Origin of the sequence: Streptomyces sp. NPDC006487 (assembly GCF_042870555.1) — a bacterium.
Classification (GTDB): domain Bacteria; phylum Actinomycetota; class Actinomycetes; order Streptomycetales; family Streptomycetaceae; genus Streptomyces.
On record NZ_JBIAHN010000001.1, the window covers coordinates 369819 to 386635 of the forward strand.

Consider the following 16817-nt stretch of genomic DNA (forward strand, 5'->3'; position numbering starts at 1 on the left):
GGCCACGGGAGGCGAACCCGTGGCCCCGCACCGCACCTCTGCCGGCGGACCCTACACGGAGGCGGCAGGAGTCGCGGCCGGAGCCGGGTTGTCCTCGTCCACCGGGATGCTGACCAGCCAGCGGCTGTCCTTGCGCGGGCGCAGGTACAGCGCCCAGTACAGGGTGGCGACGGCGGTGATCCCGCCGGTCCACAGCAGGTACCGGGTCTCCTGCTGGGTGAGGATGTACGCGAACACCAGGATCAGCACGACCGGGACGGCGGGCCACAGCGGCATCCGCCAGGCGGCCGTCTCGCGGTGCGCCCCGCGGCGGCTGGCCAGCGCGGCCACGGCGACCAGCAGGTACATGCCGGTCACCGAGACTCCGGTGACCCCGTAGAGGGTGTCCAGGTTGACGAAGCACATCGCCGCGCCGGGGATGCCGACGAGCAGGGTGGCCACCCAGGGGGAGCCGAACCGGCCGAGCCGCGAGAGCGCGGAGTTGACGGGCGCGGGCCAGGCCTTGTCGCGGGCGGAGGCGAACAGCACCCGGGAGTTCTGGATGACCATGACGATGCCCGCGTTGACGATGGCGAGGGCCACGCACAGGCTGACGAAGGTGCCGACGGCCGAGTTGGACCAGGCGGTCACCATGGTGCCGAGGTCGCCGGAGGTCAGCGCCTCCAGGTCCGGGGCGCCCAGGGTGATGGCGATGACGGGGACCAGGATGACGGCGGCGGAGATGGCGAGGGTGGCCAGCACGGTCCGCGGGACGTTGCGGCGCGGGTTCTCCAGCTCCTCCGAGAGGTAGACGGCCGTCGAGAAGCCCTGGGTGACGAAGAGGGCGATGGCGAGCCCGGAGACCACCATCATCGCGGTGACCGTGGAGGTACCGCCGCCCTCCGCCGCCACGGTGCCGTGCACGAGGGCGCCCGCGCCCCGCTCGCTGTGGGCGAAGCCGAGTACGGCGACGAGCCCGGCGGCCACGACCTCCAGGACGAGGAAGATGCCGGTGATCCAGGCGTTGGCCCGCAGGTCGAGGAGACCGGCGAGGGTGGCGAGCAGCATCACGGCGGCGCCGGCGGCCGGGGCCGGCACATCGACGAGGGGGGCGAGGTAGTCGGCGGTGCCCATGGCGATCACGGGCGGCACGATCATCACGACCAGCAGGGACAGGACGAAGACCAGCCAGCCGGCGAGCCGGCCGGACAGGGTGGACACCATCGCGTACTCGCCGCCGGCGCTGGGGATGAGGGTGCCCAGCTCCGAATAGCAGAACGCGACCCCGATGCAGAGCAGGGAGCCGATGGCGATGGTGAGCGCGGTCCAGGTGCCGAGGCTGGAGAAGAGGTCCGGGACCACGACGAAGAGGGTCGAGGCCGGCGTCACGCACGAGAGGGTGAGCAGGGTTCCGCCGACGACGCCGATGGAACGCTTGAGCTTCTGGGGCACGGGACCGGTGGCGGGGGAGAGGGCCTGAGGGGCGCTGATCGTGTCAGACATCGGTGCGGTGTTCCGATCGGCAGATGCGGTGAGTGAGCGCGGGAGCGGTATCGCCTCCGGGGCGGTGGTGGGCACGTCTGGTTCGGTGGCTCCCGGGCCGAATGGAATCTCCGCGAGATCCGCAGGTCAAGACCTGTTCACCTGCGGATTTCGTCGTCCGTCGGCCGGCCGGCCGCCCTGTGCGTCATGAACGCCGTGTCAACGCTGCGCGATCACCGTGTGCGATAACCGCATGTGACCGCGGGTAAATTTCCCTCCGCTTTGCCCACCCGCCGCCCTCCCGTGTCACGGGAGGGCGGGGATCCGCTCCAGGACGCCGCCCGCGAAGACGTCGTAGAGCGGGAGCGTCTCCAGATGGACGTAGCCGATGTGGCAGTCGCAGACCGCCAGGGGGCAGGCGCGCGGGCGCAGGGCGGCCCGGTAGGAGCCGTCGTAGAGGTTGCCCAGCTCCGCCTTGACGAAGTGGCAGCGGCGGACCGTGCCGGTGCCGTCCACGGAGATCACCGAGGCGCCCGTGCGGCACGGCAGGCCCGCCGAGCGGTGCGGGTGGCGGCTGAACGGGAAGAGCGGGTCCAGGGCGGTCCAGTCGGCCGCCTCCGGATCGGTGTACGCGTGCCCCTCGGCCGCGTTGACCCACAGGTACACCTCGGGCGGCAGCGCGGCGCGCAGCCGGCGGGCCTCCGCGAGGTGTTCCGGCAGGCCGACGACGCCCACGCTGAACCGCACCCCGGCCGCGTCCAGTTCCCGGCACTTGCCCAGGAAACGGTCGTACGGGGTCTGCCCCGGGTGGTACGTGCACCACAGCGCGAGCGTGTCCCGGTCGGCCCCGGCGGTCCAGCCGGTGCGGCCGCTCAGGTTGGTCTGGATCGCGACCCGGCGCACGTGCGGCAGGTGCGACAGCTCCACCAGGGCGCGCCGGTACCAGGAGCGGACCAGGCCCTCGCCCCACGGGGTGAACAGGACGGACAGCCGGTCGCCGGTGTTCCCGGCGGCCCAGCCGGTGAACCGTTCCAGGGCGGCCCGGTCGGCGGTCAGCAGCTCCCGGCTGTCCCGCCGCTTGGCGAACGGGCAGTAGGGGCAGTCGTAGTCGCAGGAGGACAGCGGGCCCCGGTAGAGCACGGTCAGGTCCATCGGCGGCCACACGGCCCGACCCGCGGCCCCCGTCACTTGCGCTCGTACGCGGCCATCGTGGCCCGCACGTCCGCCGAGAACAGGGCCGGGCCCGCCGCGTCCGAGTGCGCCAGCCCCTCCGGGGTGAGCCGCAGCAGCTCCGCGTCGTCCACGAGCCAGCCGCGGTCGGCGAAGGCCGCCAGCTCCGCCGGGAAGTCCTCCCGGGGACCGCTCCCGAACCGCTCCCGGTACTCGCTCACCGGCATTCCGCGCGCCTGGAGCAGGGACTGCAGCAGGTGCCGGCGCCGGGCCTCCTCCGCGTCGATCCACCGGCCGTGTTCGGCCCGCGCGAAGTCCGCCTCCGGGCGGCGCACGTAGTCGTCGATGATGCCGCGGATCTGGCTCATGCCGACCGCGTAGTCGAAGGAGTAGTGCAGCCGGGCCGTGTAGGAACGGGCCCCGCAGCCGAGGCCGATCATGCCGTCGGTCTGGCAGGCGCCCGGCTCGATGTCCTGGCCGGTGCCCTCGGCGTACTCGGCGGGCGCGTCCGCCCGGCGGAACATCCGCATCGACACCTGCTCGTACCCGGCGGCCAGCAGGTGGTCCCGCCCGGCCCGGTACAGCCGCAGCCGCTGCTCGTCCCATCCGGCGGAGGAGGCATCGGCGGGCCTGCGCCCCAGGCCCGTCAGGGGGCGCACGTACAGCGGGTAGAGGTAGAGCTCCTCCGGGCGCCAGGCGAGGGCCGCGTCCAGGGAGTAGCGCCAGCTCGCCTCCGTCTGCCCGTCCATGCCGTAGATCAGGTCGATGTTCAGGACCGGTATCGCCGCGTCCCGGACCCCGGCCAGCGCCGCCTCCACTTCCGCCCGCTTCTGCGGACGCACGGCGGAACGCGCCTCGTCGGGCACGAAGCTCTGCACGCCCAGGCTCAGCCGGGTCGTACCCCGGTCGGCCAGCACGGCGAGCCGGTCCGCCGTCGCCGTGGCCGGCGAGGCCTCCACCGACAGCGGCACCGCCCGCAGATCGGCGCCCGCGGCTTTCTCCGCGATGTCGCAGAGCCGTTCCAGCTCGGCCGCCGTCAGGAAGGTCGGCGTTCCGCCGCCGAAGGCCGCCGCCGTGAACCGTACGGGCTCCTCGTCGCCCAGTGCGTCCCGGACCGCCCTCGCCTGCCGCTCCAGCGCGTCGAGATAGGCCGTGGTCAGCCCCTCCGGCGCGCCGATCCGGGTGAAGAGGTTGCAGAACCCGCAGCGCACCTCGCAGAAGGGGATGTGGAGGTAGAGCGAGAGGGCGTCCCTGGGCTGGTCCGCCCACAGCGCGCTCAGCTCCGGCCGCTCGGGCAGCGGCCGGTACGCCGTCTTGTGCGGGTAGGCGTAGACGTAACTCTCGTAGGGGGTGGCACCGGTCATGGGGGGCATGGGGGTCATCGGGGGCCGGGCTCCTCGTGGTTCAGGTGGAACTGTGCGTACGGGACGTTCCAGACCGCTTCGTGGGCGAGCCGGTGCCCCGTGTACCCGTCGTCCCCGTACGCGGTCCCGTGGTCGGAGCAGACGATCGCGAAGCAGCGGCGCCGCGAGCGCATCGCGTCGAAGAGCCTCCCGATGTGCCGGTCGACGTACTCCAGCGCGGCCGCGTGCGTCTCCCACGAGTCCCCGTCCGCCGCGGTCGTCCCGGGGGCGTGGAACCAGTTGGGCTGGTGCATCGCCGACACGTTCAGGAAGAGGAACAGCCGCCGTTCGTACGGCAGTCCGGCCACGACCCGCTCGGCGCGGGACACCTGGGCCTCGAAGGAGGTCGGCGACGCCACCCCGAACTCCGGTTCCCAGTGCGACTCCTGGAACATCCCGGGCAGTACGGAGCCCAGCGCGGAAGCCGTGTTGAAGAAGCCGACGCCCCCCACGCACACGGTCCGGTAGCCCGCCCCGGCCAGACCCGACACCAGGTCCGGGGTGTCGAACACCCAGGTGCGCCCGCCGGTGGTCTCGCTGCCGGGGAACCGGGCGGCGAACAGCCGCGGATGCGGGCCCGGTCCGTCGGGGGTGGGCAGGAAGCCCGCGAACATGGCCTGGTGGGAGGCGTAGGTGAAACTCCCCGGCGCGTGGCGCCGCTCCCACGCCCCGCCGGGAAGGTGCGCGGCGAGGTTCGGGATCCGTCCCTCCGCGGCCAGCCGCGCGGCCACGTCGTGCCGCAGCGTGTCGAGGGTGACGAGCAGCAGGTCGTCGCGGCCGACGACCTCGTTCATGTCAGGGGCGGACGGGGGCGTGTGCATGCTGTTCCTGTCGTACGGCGGCCACTTGGGCCGCATAGGTGTCCTGGCCTTCGGCGGGCGAGCCGGGCAGTCCCGTCAGCCGGGGCAGCAGGTCCCCGAAGGCGTTGACCTCGCCCACGGCGAAGCCCCGCCAGCCGAGGGCGGGCAGCAGATCGACCCCGACGCACAGGGTGCGCGGGAAGGCGGCCGCGGCCCGCTCGCAGACGGCGAGCGCGTCCGTCTCCCAGGTGCCGCCCGCCGCCGTCACGGCGGCCACGGCCGCGTCGAGATCTCCGCGGGCGCCGCCGAGGTGCAGGTTCGTCAGCGGACCGGCGGCCGTGCGGACCACGGCGTGGGTGGCCCGGCCCGCCGTGACGACCACCCGCAGATCGGCGGAGCGGCCCTGCTGGGAAGCCTTCGGCAGCCACCGCTCGATGTGCAGGCCGTCGGGGGCCAGGGCGTCGACGATGGCGCCGATCTCCCGCTCGTCCTCGTACCGCCGCAGGCGCAGCGAGTTGTGCAGCGCCCCGGAAGGGGCCCGGTCCACGGAGGTGGTCGCACGGATCCGGCCGCCCGGGCCGGTCTCCACGGCGAGCACCCCGGAGGCCGAGGAACCGTGCGCGAGCTTCACGAACGCCCGGCGGTAGCCGGGGAGGGCGAGCACCGCCCGGACCTCCTCCCAGCCGCGCACCGGGCTGCGGACGGCGTCCGGGCCCGAGGTGGGGGAGGCGGGCAGGGGAATCCCGGCGGCCGCCAGCACCCCGTGGCAGAGCCGCTTGTCGAACAGCACCCCGAGGTCGTCGGGGTGGCTCGTCAGCGTGCCGCCGGCCGCCCGCACCGCCTGCGCCACCGCGTGCACCGCCGCGGTGAAACGGCGGTACCAGCGTCCGGTGCCCTCGACCCGGGTGGCGTCGGCGCACCCGCGCAGCAACCGCTCCACCTCGGGGTCCTCGCCGGGGGAATCGATCCGTACGCACTCGCCCGCCCGGAAGACGGCCCGGCCGGTCAGCACGTCCCGCCACGGAACCACCCGCGCCCCGGGCAGCCCGGCGGCGCGCAGGGCCTTCTGGAAGAGGGCGACCCGGCGATTGCCCGGATTGCCGACGACGGCGAAGGCCGCGGGAGCGGTACGCGTCACTCCGCGACCGCGACGTAGCGGTACTCGGCCTCGTCATCGACGTCCGCGGTCTGCGGGTCGCCCAGATCCACCTCCACGCCGTGGGGGGCGAGCGCCGCGCTCAGCCGCTCCCGGAGCGGTTCGCCGACGTAGTGGTGGTGCAGGTCGAGCTTGGTGAGGTGGGTAAGGGGGCGCCCCGTCAGCAGAGCCTCGACGCCCTCGTCGGTCAAGATGCCCATGGAGAGGTCGAGCACCTCGAGCCGCTCCACGACCGGAGCGGTGGCGAGCGCCGCCGCGACGGCGTCCTGGATCTCGCTGTTGCGCAGCGCGAGCCGGCGCAGGGCGGGCAGCCGCTCGCCGCTCAGGAACGGCTCCAGGTCGCCGATTTCGGCATCACCGCCGTATCCGGGGGTGCCCAGCCACAGGTCGAGCTCGGTGAGGGCGGGGAACCCGCTCCGCGCGACCCCGGCCACCACCTCCTTCGGGAGCCCGCCGGCCTCCAGTCGCAGCACGCGCAGCGCCCCGTGCTCCACGGGCGGGAAGACGAGCCCCTCGCCGCCGCGCACGGCGAACTCCTCCAGCGCGGGATACGCCGGCAGCAGCGGTCCCACGTCCGATTGCTGGATCCAGGAGATCTCGCACTCCTCGAAGGTGATGTCGCCGACGAACAGCGCCCGCAGGGAGGGGAACTCCGGAGCGGCTTCGACCAGTGCCTCGACGATCACGGCGCTGGAGGTCTCGTACGCCTCGGACCAGCCGCCCACGATCAGGGCCCGTACCAGCCGGGTGTCCACGGATGCGGTGAACCGGGCGAAGGCCTGCGGCCATTCCTCCTCGGCCCCGTACGTATCCACCGAGATCCGCCAGGCCACGGCCCCGGCCTCCGGCAGCTCCCGGGTGTCCTTGGGCCCCGGGAAGTCGAAGGCCGGCAGGCCGCCCAGCTCGCTCAGGTGAACCCCGATGGTCATGTGCGCTGCTCCTGACGGTGTGGTGGGAGACGGCCCGGCCGTGCGTATCGTCCGACAGCAGTTCTATCAAGCCCCACCGACAGCACCCGCCGGCTCAGGGCCACCCGGCTGCCCGCACCCGGGCCATCCGGGTCTGCCACACCTGCTGGTTGTCGCACTTCCCGGGGCAGCCGCAGACGCCCTCGGCAAGGAGCTCGGCGCGCAGCGCCGCCGAGGCGCCGGGGTGGTGGACGGCGTGGCCGCGCACGAAGAAGCCGCCCACGAAGTAGGCGGGCGGCCCGCCCCGCAGGTTCGCGGCCTCCACCCGCTCCTGAACGACCATGGAACGGAGTACGGCTTCGTCCGCCGCCGGGTTCAGCAGGACGCACCACCGCAGGTGGTACTCCTCGTCGCGGGACAGCCGGAGCAGGGCGTCGGGCGGAGTCGCGAAGTTCATGGCCGTGTAGAGCCGCACGGGGGTGATCTCGTCCGAGGCGAGCTCGCGCAGCCGGTCCGCCGTGGTCCGCCGGTCGCGGGCTTCCTTGACCCGGGCGTAGCCGAGCATCCGCTCCGCCGGGGTGCGGAGTCTCCGAGGGGTCATGCGCCCGATGCTGCCACGGGCCGAGGGGCCCGCACGGGGGAGGGGTGTCCGGTACTCGAACCGTGCCCTCCGGTGGAGGGCACCCTCCCCCGGCTTCCGGTCAGCGCTTGCGGTAGCCGCGCGCGTCCTCGGCGGCGGCCAGGACGGCATCGAGGTCTCCGCCGATCGCCGAGGTCAGCGTGATGGCCACGGCGCCCTCCAGGAACGGCGCGTCCACGATCCGCGCGCCTTCGGGCAGTTGCGAGGGCTCCTCGCCGAGCAGGGCGTTCACCGTCAGCACCGCACTGCCCATGTCGCACAGCACGGCCACGCCCCGGCCCTCGTCCACCGACCGGGCGGCGGCCGTGATCAGTTCCGCGCTGGTGCCGATCCCCCCGTCGGGGGTGCCGCCCGCCACCGCCAGCGGAGCCGGCTCCACCGAGCCGATCAGTGCGCCCGCCAGCGCGGCCACGGACTCCGCGACCGCCTTGCTGTGCGAGACGAGCACGATGCCGACGCGGCCGGTACGGGTCTTCGCTGCCTGCCGCTCCACCGGCTCCGCGGCCACGGCCGGCTCCCCGGGGGCGAGTTCGTCCTCGGGCGCGTCCACCGCGGTGCGCAGCGCCTCCATGAGCAGGGCCACGGAGTTGGCCCCGGCGTCCTGGTGGCCGACGCTGCGCTCGCCGAGGTAACTGGCCCGGCCCTTGCGGGCTTCGAGAGGCTCGGTGGCGTCGGCGCCCGCGCGGGCCGCCCGTACGGCCTCGTCCAGGGCCTCGCGCAGCGGCCGGTCGGCCCCGGCGGCTTCGGCCAGCGCCGTCACCGCGGGAGCCAGGGCGTCCACCAGGGTGGCGTCGCCGAGCTCGGCGCCGCCCAGCTTCTGCACCGACTTCAGCCCGGCACCGAGCGCGGCCCCCAGCTCCGCCACGGTCGGCGCCCCGGTGTCGCCGAGCACCTTGCCCGTGCGGCGCAGCGCGGTGCCGAACAGCGGGCCGGAGGCGCCGCCCACGGTGTTCGTCAAGGTGGTGCCGGCCAGCGTCAGCAGCGCCCCGGGGGTGGCGGGCCGCCGCTCGGCCACGGCCGCGCCGACGGCGCCGAAGCCCCGTACGAGATTGGCCCCGTGGTCCCCGTCTCCGATGACCGCGTCCAGCTCGGTGAGGCGCGCACTGTCGCGCCGTACGAGCCGGTTGGTCTCGGCGATCCAGCGGCGGAAGTAGGCGGTGTCCAGGGGGGTGTCCATGAGGTTGTCCAGGGGGTTGTCCGGCACGGGGGCCGGGGTCGTGGAGGGCGTGCAGGTGGTCGGGCCGAGGGGCGTGGAGGTCATGGAGAGGGGCTCCTGGAAGGTGTCGGGAGGGAAGAGCGGGCGGGGTCAGCAGCCCCAGCGCAGGGACGGGGTGTCCACCGGCGCGTCCCACAGGCGCAGCAGCTCCTCGTCGGCGCGGCACAGGGTGAGGGTGCACCCGGCCATGTCCAGACTGGTGACGTAGTTGCCGACGAGGGACCGGGCCACGGTGATCCCGCGCTCGCCGAGCACCCGCTCGACCTCCGCGCGCATGATGTACAGCTCTACGGGCGGGGTCCCGCCCAGGCCGTTGACGAGGAGGATGACGGGGGCGCCGGCCGCCTCCGGCAGGTCGTCGAGGATGGCGTCGAGCATCGCCCCGGCGGTCTCGGCGGCCGTCATGATCTTCCGGCGCTCGCGGCCGGGCTCGCCGTGGATGCCGATGCCCAGCTCGATCTCGTCCTCGCCGAGCGTGAAGTTGGGGCTGCCCTTGGCGGGGGTGGTGCAGGAGGTCAGGGCGACGCCGTAACTGCGCGCGTTCGCGTTGACCTTGCGCGCGACCGCGGCCACCTCGGCGAGCGGAGCGCCCTCCTCGGCGAGCGCACCCGCGATCTTCTCCACGAACAGGGTGGCGCCGGTGCCGCGGCGGCCCGGTCCGTGCTCCGTCCGGGCGACGGCCACGTCGTCGTCCACGACGACCTGCTCGACCTTGACGCCCTCGTCCTCGCAGTCCTCCGCCGCCATCGTGAAGTTGAGGATGTCGCCCGTGTAGTTCTTCACGATGTGCAGGACGCCCGCACCCGTGTCGACCGCGCAAGTGGCGGCCGCGATGGTGTCCGGCACCGGAGAGGTGAACACCGGGCCGGCCACGGCCGCCGCCAGCATGCCGCGCCCGACGAACCCGGCGTGCAGCGGCTCGTGCCCGCTGCCGCCGCCCGACAGCAGCGCGACCTTCCCGGCCGGCTCCCCGGCCGCACCGGCGGCCCGCGTGACGATGCCCTTCTCCACCTCGACGCGGAGCCCCGGGTGAGCGGCGGCCATTCCGCGCAGTGCGTCGCAGACGACACTTTCGGGGGAATTGATGAGCTTCTTCACGGGGGCCTCTTTCCTTGAAAGGGGAACGCGGAACGGGGAACTCGTCACGCCGGGCCGGGGCGGAAATTGGAATTACGGGACGGCATTAACTCGGCGCCGTCGCCGATCCGCCACCGATTCCGGGGCACTTGGCTTACTTGGCTGGAACTTTACCCCGGTGAACCTGCGAAACAGCTCGGGTCCTTGGTCCCGGATCGGGGCGCGGAAGGGCCTGTCCGCAAGGGGAACCGCTCATATCTCGGGCGCGGTCGAAATCCATGATAGGGATGAATAAGCAAGCGCAAATGAATTCGCAATGAGGAGGATTCGCGTGAAGACCGTCGGTACGCGCATGATGATCAGCCCGCCCAAGTACGTGCAGGGCGCCGGGGCGATGAACGACCTGGGCGAGCACACGGCCCGCCTCGGGACGAACGCCGTGGTCCTCGCCGACAAGGGCGTCTGGGGATTCGTGGACACGGCCGTCACCGCTTCCCTCTCCGGAGCCGGGGTCAAGCTGACCAAGGAGGTCTTCGGCGGGCTCTGCACCCAGAAGGAGATCGACCGGGTCGCCGCGGCCGCCAGGGCCGCCGGCGCGGACGTCGTCATCGGCATCGGCGGCGGCACCGCCATCGACACGGCGAAGGCGGTGGGGCACGCCCTCGGCGACATCGCCGTCGTGTCCGCGCCCACGGTGGCCTCCACCGACGCGCCGACCAGCGCGCTCGCCGTGATCTACACCGAGGGCGGCGCCTTCGAGCGCTACTCCTTCTTCCAGCGCAACCCCAACCTGGTCCTCGTCGACACCGCGCTCGTCGCGGGTGCGCCGAGCCGTTTCATCGTCTCCGGCATGGGCGACGCGCTCGCCACCTGGTACGAGGCCCGGGTCTGCGTCGCCGCCAACCGGGTCGCCATGGCCGGCGGTCTCGCCACCGAGGCCTCCCTCGCGCTCGCCCGGCTGTGCTGGGAGACCCTCATGGAGTACGGCCCCCAGGCCCGGCTGGCCGCCGAGGCGCACGTGGTCACCCCGGCCCTGGAGAAGGTCACCGAGGCCAACACGCTGCTCTCCGGGCTCGGTTTCGAGTCCTGCGGCCTCGCCGCCGCCCACGGCATCCACAACGGGCTGACCGTCTCGCACAAGGTGCACGGCATGATGCACGGCGAGAAGGTCAACATCGGCACCCTGGCCCAGCTGGTCCTGGAAGGAGCCCCGACCGAGGAGCTGGACACCTACCTGCGCTTCAGCCGCGCGGTCGGCCTGCCGACCACCCTCGCCGAGATCGGTCTCGGCGAACCGGACCGCGAGGAGCTCCTCGCCATCGGGCGCGCGGCCACCGCGGAGGGCGAGACCACCCACAACATGCCGTTCCCGGTGACCCCGGAGATGGTCGCCGACGCCCTGATCGCGGGCGACTCGTACGCCCGCGCCTACGCCAAGAGGTAGCGGCGGCAGGCAGGACGCGGGCGGCCCGGGGGCGGCCCGCGTCCTGCTGCGGGTCCGTTCTAGGGGTCCGTCCTACGGGGCCCCGCGCGCGGGCCGTCCCCCGCGCCGCGGGCCTCGTCGGGGACGGCCCGGTCCGGGGTGGCGACCTCCGGGACGGACGTGCGGGACGCCAGGAGCAGGGCGATGTCGTCCGGCCGGTCGGCGGAATGACCCGCCTCGGAGACCAGCCGGTCCGCCGTCTCGGTCAGAGGACCGGGGCCGGCGGCCGCCAGCGCGGCCCGCAGCCGCTCCACTCCGACGTCGATGTCCGTGCCCGGGCTCTCCACCAGCCCGTCGGTGTACAGGGCGAGCACCGCCCCCGGCTCGATCCGCAGCCGGGTCACCGGATACGCCGCCTCGGCGTCGACGCCGAGCACCGTCCCGCCCGCCAGGTCCAGCACCTCCGTCCGGCCTCCCGGATGCCGCAGCAGCGGCTGGGGGTGCCCGGCCCGGACGGCGAGGGCGAGGCCCGACACCGGATCGAGCAGGACGTAGCAACAGCTGGCGAACTGACCCGGGTCGAGGTCGATGAGCAGCTCGTTCGTGCCGCGCATCACCTGCTCCGGTGTATTGCCGCCGAGAGTGAAGGCCCGTACGGCGCTGCGTAGCTGGCCCATCGTGGCCGCGGCCGCCACCCCGTGGCCCTGGACGTCGCCGATGATCAGCGCGAGCCGCCCGCCGCCCGCCTCGATGACGTCGTACCAGTCGCCGCCGACGTCCATCCCGGCGGTGCCGGGGAGGTAGCGCCCCACCGTGGCCACGTTCTCCCGCACCGGCAGCCGGTGCGGGAGGAGCGCCGCCTGGAGCCCGCGGGCCAGCGCCGACTCGCTGTCGTAGCGCCGGGCCCGCTCCAGGGCCTGCGCGATCAGCCCGGCCAGCGCCGTGAGCACCGTGCGCTCCTCCGGGCTGAACCCGCGCGGGGCGTCGAAGCCGAGGATGCACGAGCCGACCGGCCGCCCCGAGGCGATCAGGGGGAGGAAGGCCCGGGCGCCGACATGGGCGTCCAGTTCGATCCCCGGGTAGGCGGCGGCCAAGTGCTGCATGGACTCGAAGAACAGCGGGCGGCCCGAGGTGAGGGTCTCCACCCCGGGCAGCCGGACGTCCAGCGCCACCCCGTCGAACCGGTCGAGGAACCCCTTGGGGAAGCCGGTCTCCCACGCCAGGTGCAGATGCCCCTCACCGAGCAGGTAGATCGCCAACTGCCGCCCGCCGAAGGCCGGGAGCAGTTCGTCGGTGACCACCATCGACACCTGGCGGGCCGTCACCGCCTCGGTCAGTGCGATCGCCAGCGCCACCGGCCGGTACAGGGCCGAAGCCCGGTCGGCGGGCGAACCCAGGCCCGGGGACCCGAGCCCCGACCCGGGCCGCACCACCGACCCCGGCGCGTACGCGGGTGGTTCGGACCCGGAGACGGTGACGGTGACCCCGTCGATCCCGGGGTGCAGACCCACCGACAGCCAGTGCGGGGAGGGTTCGGGTCCGCGCCGGGAGGCTTGGAAGTGCACCGGGGCGGGGGCGAGGAACACGGCCCGGAAGTGGTCTTCGTAGGCGGGGTGTCCGAGCCAGGGCAGCGCCTCCCACAGCATCCGCCCGGAGAGTTCCGCCCCGTCGGAGCCGAGCAGGGTGGTGGCGGCGGAGCGGGCGACGGCGTTGGTGAAGCCGATCACGCCCTGCCGGTCCACGGACAGGACGGCCAGGTCCAGCCGGTCCACGGCGGCGCGGGCGCCGGTGGCGGGGCTTTCGGCGGGGCCGTGCGGTGCGTCGCCCGCCGGGCCGCCCGCCGGGCCGCCCGCCGGGCCGCCCGCCGGGCCGCCCGCCGGGCCGCCCGCCGGGCCGCCCGCCGGGCCGCCCGCCGGGCCGCCGGCCGGGCCCGGGCCGGGGAAACACACCGGGTCGCCCTCCCAGGCCACCGTCGCGCCGCCCGCGGCGAGCGCGGCCAGTTCCCCGGCCAGCCGGGCGGCCACCGCGCGCAGCCGCTTCCGGTCGCCGGGGCCGACCGGGACCCCGGGGGTCGCGGGGCGCAGCACGAAGAGGACGCCGTAGCGCTCGCGGCCGCGGGCCACGGGCTCGTAGAGCGAGCCGAACGGGAACGGCAGCCCGGCCATCAGCTGGGGGAATCGCCGCATCGCCGATTCCGCGTCGGGCAGGTGTACGGACTGCCCGGACCGGTGGGCCTCGGCGACGGGGTAGGGGCGGTTCACGTGCATCCGCCACCAGGGCCGGAACAGCGCACCCGGGAGCCCGGTCACGGCAGCCATCAGCATGAGCCCCTCGGTGCCGGAGCGCAGGTAGACGCCGCCCGCGTACCCGCCGGCGGCCCCCACGGCATCGAGAGCGGCCCGCGCGAGCGCCTGGGCCGTGGCGTCGGTGACGGGGCCGCCGGTGTCCGGTCTGGCCGTCACCCCTCCAGAATGCACTCGGGCCGGTGCTTCCGCATACCCCGCGGACCCTCGCCTTCGCCACCGCATCCGTTTCTCGGACGCGCGACGGCGTCATTACTCGCCCTCGTGCGAATTGCAGTGCTCCGCAATATCCCCGTCGCATTGAATCCGGCCAGCGCGGAGGCCATGTCCGAGGACGGATCCTCCTTCGAAGGCCGGTCCGTCCACCCGGCCACGGCGGGCGCCCGCTCCCGCTGACCGGCAGCGCCCGGCCGCGGCGGCCCGGACCCGGCCGATCGGCCGATGGCCGGGTGGGAACGGCGGGCTGAAAGTCCCTTCCGGTCAGGGATTTCGCCCGGCCGTCGAGCCTCCTCGAACTGCTTAGGTTTGCCTTAGTGGAGTCGAAACAAGGAGGTCCGGTGCCGTCGCTCAACGACAGCCGTCCAGGGACGACCGTACGCATCACCGGGATCGACCCCGGTCAGGCCGGCGGGAGCCGGCGCCGGCTCCTGGAGTTCGGCTTCGTGCCGGGCGCGGACGTCACCGTGATCGCCCGGGGCGCCACCGGAGGCCTGCTCGTCGGGCTCGGGGACACCCGGGTCGCGCTGGACACCCGTACCGCCGGCCGGCTGAGGTGCGCCGCATGAGCTGTCACGCCACCGGGGCCGGGTCGACCGCCACGGCGGAGCGGCGCACCGGTACGCCGTTCGTCGCCCTCGTCGGCAATCCCAACGTCGGCAAGTCGACCCTCTTCAACGCCCTCACCGGCGCCCATCAGCGCGTCGGCAACTGGCCGGGCAAGACCGTCTCCGTCGCCCGGGGCGACTGGCGCACCGCGGGCGGCCGTCCCCTGCGGGTCGCCGACCTGCCCGGCTCCTACAGCCTGCTGCCCGACTCCCCGGACGAGGCGCTGGTGCGCGACGTGCTGACCGCGCCGGCCGGGGTGCGGCCCGACGCCGTGGTCTTCGCCCTCGACGCGGCCAACCCGGCCCGGAACCTGTACCTGCTCTCGCAGATCCTCGACACCGACATCCCCGTCGTGATCGCCCTCACCATGACCGACGTCGCCGCCCGCCGCGGAACGCCCCCCGGCACGGACGCACTGGCCCGCGAGCTCGCGCTGCCCGTCGTACGGGTGGAAGGACGTTCCGGGACCGGGCTGGACCAGCTCGCCGAAGCGGTGGGCGAAGCCCTGGATGCCGTACCCCCAGGCCAGGGGCGGACCTCCGGCTGGGCGGCCGGCTCGCCCGTGGCAGCCGAACTGGCGGCGCTGGCCGCGGCGGCCTCCGGGCTGACCCCGCACCCCGCGCGCTGGCTGGCCGTCAGCCTGCTCTGCGGGGAGGAACTCCCCGAGGTCCCGGCGGCGCTGGCAGAACGGGCCGCGGCGGCGGCGCAACGCCTGGCCGCGGAGGCGGAGGCCGCCGGGGAGGGCGATGCCGACGCCGAACTCCTCGTTGCCGAGGCGCGTTATGCCTGGGCCCACGCCGTCATCGAACGCGCCGCGCCACGCCCCGCCGGGGCCCGGCCCACCCTCACCGACCGGGTGGACCGGCTGCTCCTTTCCCGCGGCTTCGGCATCCCCTTCTTCCTCGCCGTCATGTGGGGCGTCTTCGAGGCCACCACCGTGCTGGCCAAACCCCTCCAGGACGGTCTCGGCGACTTCGTCTCCGGACCCGTCAGCGCAGGCGCCGACCGGCTGCTGGGAGCCGTCCACGCGCCCGGCTGGCTGACCGGACTGCTCGTCGACGGCCTGATCAACGGGGTGGGCCAACTGCTCACCTTCGTCCCGCTGATGATCATCATGTTCCTGCTGCTCGCCCTGCTGGAGGACTCGGGCTACTTCGCCCGCGCCGCCTTCGTCGCCGACCGGCTGATGCGGACCCTGAGGCTGCCCGGCCGCGCCTTCCTGCCGCTCGTCGTCGGCTTCGGCTGCAACGTCCCCGCCCTCGCCGGCACCCGGATCCTCAACCGCCGCTCGCACCGGCTGCTCGTGGGCCTGCTCATCCCGTACATGAGCTGCACCGCCCGCCTCGCCGTCTACGTGATGATCGCGGGCGTCTTCTTCGGCTCGAACTCCGGCACCGTCGTCTTCTTCCTCTACGTCGCCTCCGTGCTCCTGGTCGTCTGCATGGGCCTGATCCTGCGGCCCCTGCTGTTCCGGGACATGAAGGACGAACCGCTCGTCCTGGAGCTGCCCCCGTACCGGCTGCCCACCCTGCGGGTCACCGGCGCCCAGGTCTGGCAGAAGCTCGCCGCGTTCCTGCGCACCGCCGGCGGCCTCATCGTCGCGACCGCGGCTGCCGTCTGGCTCCTCATGGCGATCCCGGCCGCGGCCGGCCACGGAGGCTTCGGAAAGGTCGACGTCGAGCAGAGCGTGTTCGGTACGGTCACCCGCGCCACGGCGCCCCTCGTGGCCCCGGCCGGCTTCGGCGACTGGCACGCCACGGCCGCGCTCGGCACCGGCCTGATCGCCAAGGAGGGCGTGATCTCCACCCTCGCCCAGACCTACTCGGCCCAGGAGGACGGCGACCCCGAGCTCACCGCGAGCCTGCACGCCACCTTCGAGGAATCCTCCGGCGGACACCAGCGGGCGGCCGCGCTCGCCTTCCTGGTCTTCATCCTCGCCTACACCCCCTGCTTCGCCACCCTGGCAGCACAGCGGGCCGAGATCGGCACCCGGCTGACCGCCATCGGCTTCGGCATCCAACTGGCCGCGGCCTGGCTGCTGGCCGTCGGCGTCTTCCAGGTCGCGAGGCTGGTGTGGTGAGCGGGCCCGGCGAAGGCACCGGGCCCGGCGAAGGCACCGGGAGCGGGCCCGGCATGCTGCGCCGCCTGCTGCGCGCCTTCGAGGAGGCACCGCCCGGGGAGGGGCTCGCCCAGATCGCCGACCGGCTGGGCATCGACCGGGCCGAGGCGGCCGACCTCGCCGCGTACTGGGTCCGCAAGGGCCGGCTGCGCCGCGAGGAGATCGGCGGCCGCGACTGCGGAGGCTGCCTGGCCGCCACCCGCGGCTGCACGGCATGCCCCGGCGCCGGCGCATCCACCCGCCCGGTACTGGTCGCGCTGGCTCCCGTACGCCCGGAGCCGACGTGAGCCGACCGGTGCACTGGTGTCCGGGCGGG

The 16817-nt window shown here is 74.0% G+C and carries 14 protein-coding genes and 1 pseudogene; 4 read left to right on the forward strand and 11 right to left on the reverse strand.

What is annotated here, in order from left to right:
- Positions 1 to 51: 51 nt before the first annotated feature.
- From ACFYM0_RS01660 to dhaK, 10 genes and pseudogenes are all read right to left on the reverse strand, one after another.
- Positions 52 to 1482: an APC family permease gene (locus tag ACFYM0_RS01660; protein WP_388495508.1), complete on the reverse strand. Its 1431-nt coding sequence runs from the start codon at positions 1480 to 1482 to the stop codon at positions 52 to 54.
- A gap of 285 nt (positions 1483 to 1767) precedes the next feature.
- Entirely contained in the window at positions 1768 to 2613 is an 846-nt protein-coding gene (locus tag ACFYM0_RS01665) for an STM4011 family radical SAM protein (RefSeq protein ID WP_388495510.1), read from the reverse strand.
- A gap of 32 nt (positions 2614 to 2645) precedes the next feature.
- Positions 2646 to 4013, reverse strand: a complete 1368-nt coding sequence (locus ACFYM0_RS01670) for an STM4012 family radical SAM protein (RefSeq protein ID WP_388495512.1) — start codon at positions 4011 to 4013, stop codon at positions 2646 to 2648.
- The gene (locus tag ACFYM0_RS01675) at positions 4010 to 4828 is read right to left on the reverse strand and encodes an STM4013/SEN3800 family hydrolase (protein WP_388495835.1); all 819 of its coding nucleotides are present in this window, start codon (positions 4826 to 4828) and stop codon (positions 4010 to 4012) included. The genes ACFYM0_RS01670 and ACFYM0_RS01675 overlap by 4 nt, the downstream gene beginning before the upstream one ends.
- Before the next feature lies 1 nt (position 4829).
- Complete coding sequence (locus tag ACFYM0_RS01680) at positions 4830 to 5972, reverse strand: STM4014 family protein (protein ID WP_388495513.1); 1143 nt, start codon at positions 5970 to 5972, stop codon at positions 4830 to 4832.
- The gene (locus tag ACFYM0_RS01685; protein WP_388495515.1) at positions 5969 to 6919 is read right to left on the reverse strand and encodes an STM4015 family protein; all 951 of its coding nucleotides are present in this window, start codon (positions 6917 to 6919) and stop codon (positions 5969 to 5971) included. The genes ACFYM0_RS01680 and ACFYM0_RS01685 overlap by 4 nt, the downstream gene beginning before the upstream one ends.
- Positions 6920 to 7013: 94 nt before the next feature.
- The gene (locus tag ACFYM0_RS01690; protein ID WP_388495516.1) at positions 7014 to 7499 is read right to left on the reverse strand and encodes a hypothetical protein; all 486 of its coding nucleotides are present in this window, start codon (positions 7497 to 7499) and stop codon (positions 7014 to 7016) included.
- Between the two features lie 100 nt (positions 7500 to 7599).
- Complete coding sequence (locus tag ACFYM0_RS01695) at positions 7600 to 8109, reverse strand: PTS-dependent dihydroxyacetone kinase phosphotransferase subunit DhaM (RefSeq protein WP_388495837.1); 510 nt, start codon at positions 8107 to 8109, stop codon at positions 7600 to 7602.
- Positions 8083 to 8715 (reverse strand): annotated as a pseudogene (gene dhaL / locus ACFYM0_RS01700) (dihydroxyacetone kinase subunit DhaL); the annotation flags it as partial. The pseudogene dhaL and the gene ACFYM0_RS01695, both read right to left, overlap by 27 nt.
- A 129-nt stretch (positions 8716 to 8844) precedes the next feature.
- Positions 8845 to 9852: a dihydroxyacetone kinase subunit DhaK gene (gene dhaK, locus ACFYM0_RS01705; RefSeq protein ID WP_388495518.1), complete on the reverse strand. Its 1008-nt coding sequence runs from the start codon at positions 9850 to 9852 to the stop codon at positions 8845 to 8847.
- Positions 9853 to 10162: 310 nt separating this feature from the next.
- Between dhaK and ACFYM0_RS01710 the strand changes: the two genes are divergently transcribed.
- Entirely contained in the window at positions 10163 to 11275 is a 1113-nt protein-coding gene (locus ACFYM0_RS01710; protein ID WP_388495520.1) for a glycerol dehydrogenase, read from the forward strand.
- 59 nt (positions 11276 to 11334) lie between these two features.
- Here the strand turns inward: ACFYM0_RS01710 and ACFYM0_RS01715 are convergent, their stop codons facing one another.
- Entirely contained in the window at positions 11335 to 13716 is a 2382-nt protein-coding gene (locus ACFYM0_RS01715; RefSeq protein ID WP_388495522.1) for a SpoIIE family protein phosphatase, read from the reverse strand.
- Positions 13717 to 14114: 398 nt separating this feature from the next.
- On the opposite strand from ACFYM0_RS01715, the gene ACFYM0_RS01720 reads away from it, so the two are divergent.
- The 3 genes from ACFYM0_RS01720 to ACFYM0_RS01730 are packed head-to-tail and all read left to right on the forward strand — an operon-like array spanning position 14115 to position 16788.
- The gene (locus ACFYM0_RS01720) at positions 14115 to 14342 is read left to right on the forward strand and encodes a ferrous iron transport protein A (protein ID WP_388495524.1); all 228 of its coding nucleotides are present in this window, start codon (positions 14115 to 14117) and stop codon (positions 14340 to 14342) included.
- A complete protein-coding gene (gene feoB, locus ACFYM0_RS01725; protein WP_388495526.1) occupies positions 14339 to 16462 on the forward strand; it encodes a ferrous iron transport protein B in 2124 nt (707 codons plus the stop codon). Before ACFYM0_RS01720 ends, feoB begins: the two co-directional genes overlap by 4 nt.
- The gene (locus ACFYM0_RS01730) at positions 16459 to 16788 is read left to right on the forward strand and encodes a helix-turn-helix domain-containing protein (protein WP_388495528.1); all 330 of its coding nucleotides are present in this window, start codon (positions 16459 to 16461) and stop codon (positions 16786 to 16788) included. Before feoB ends, ACFYM0_RS01730 begins: the two co-directional genes overlap by 4 nt.
- Positions 16789 to 16817 lie beyond the last annotated feature (29 nt).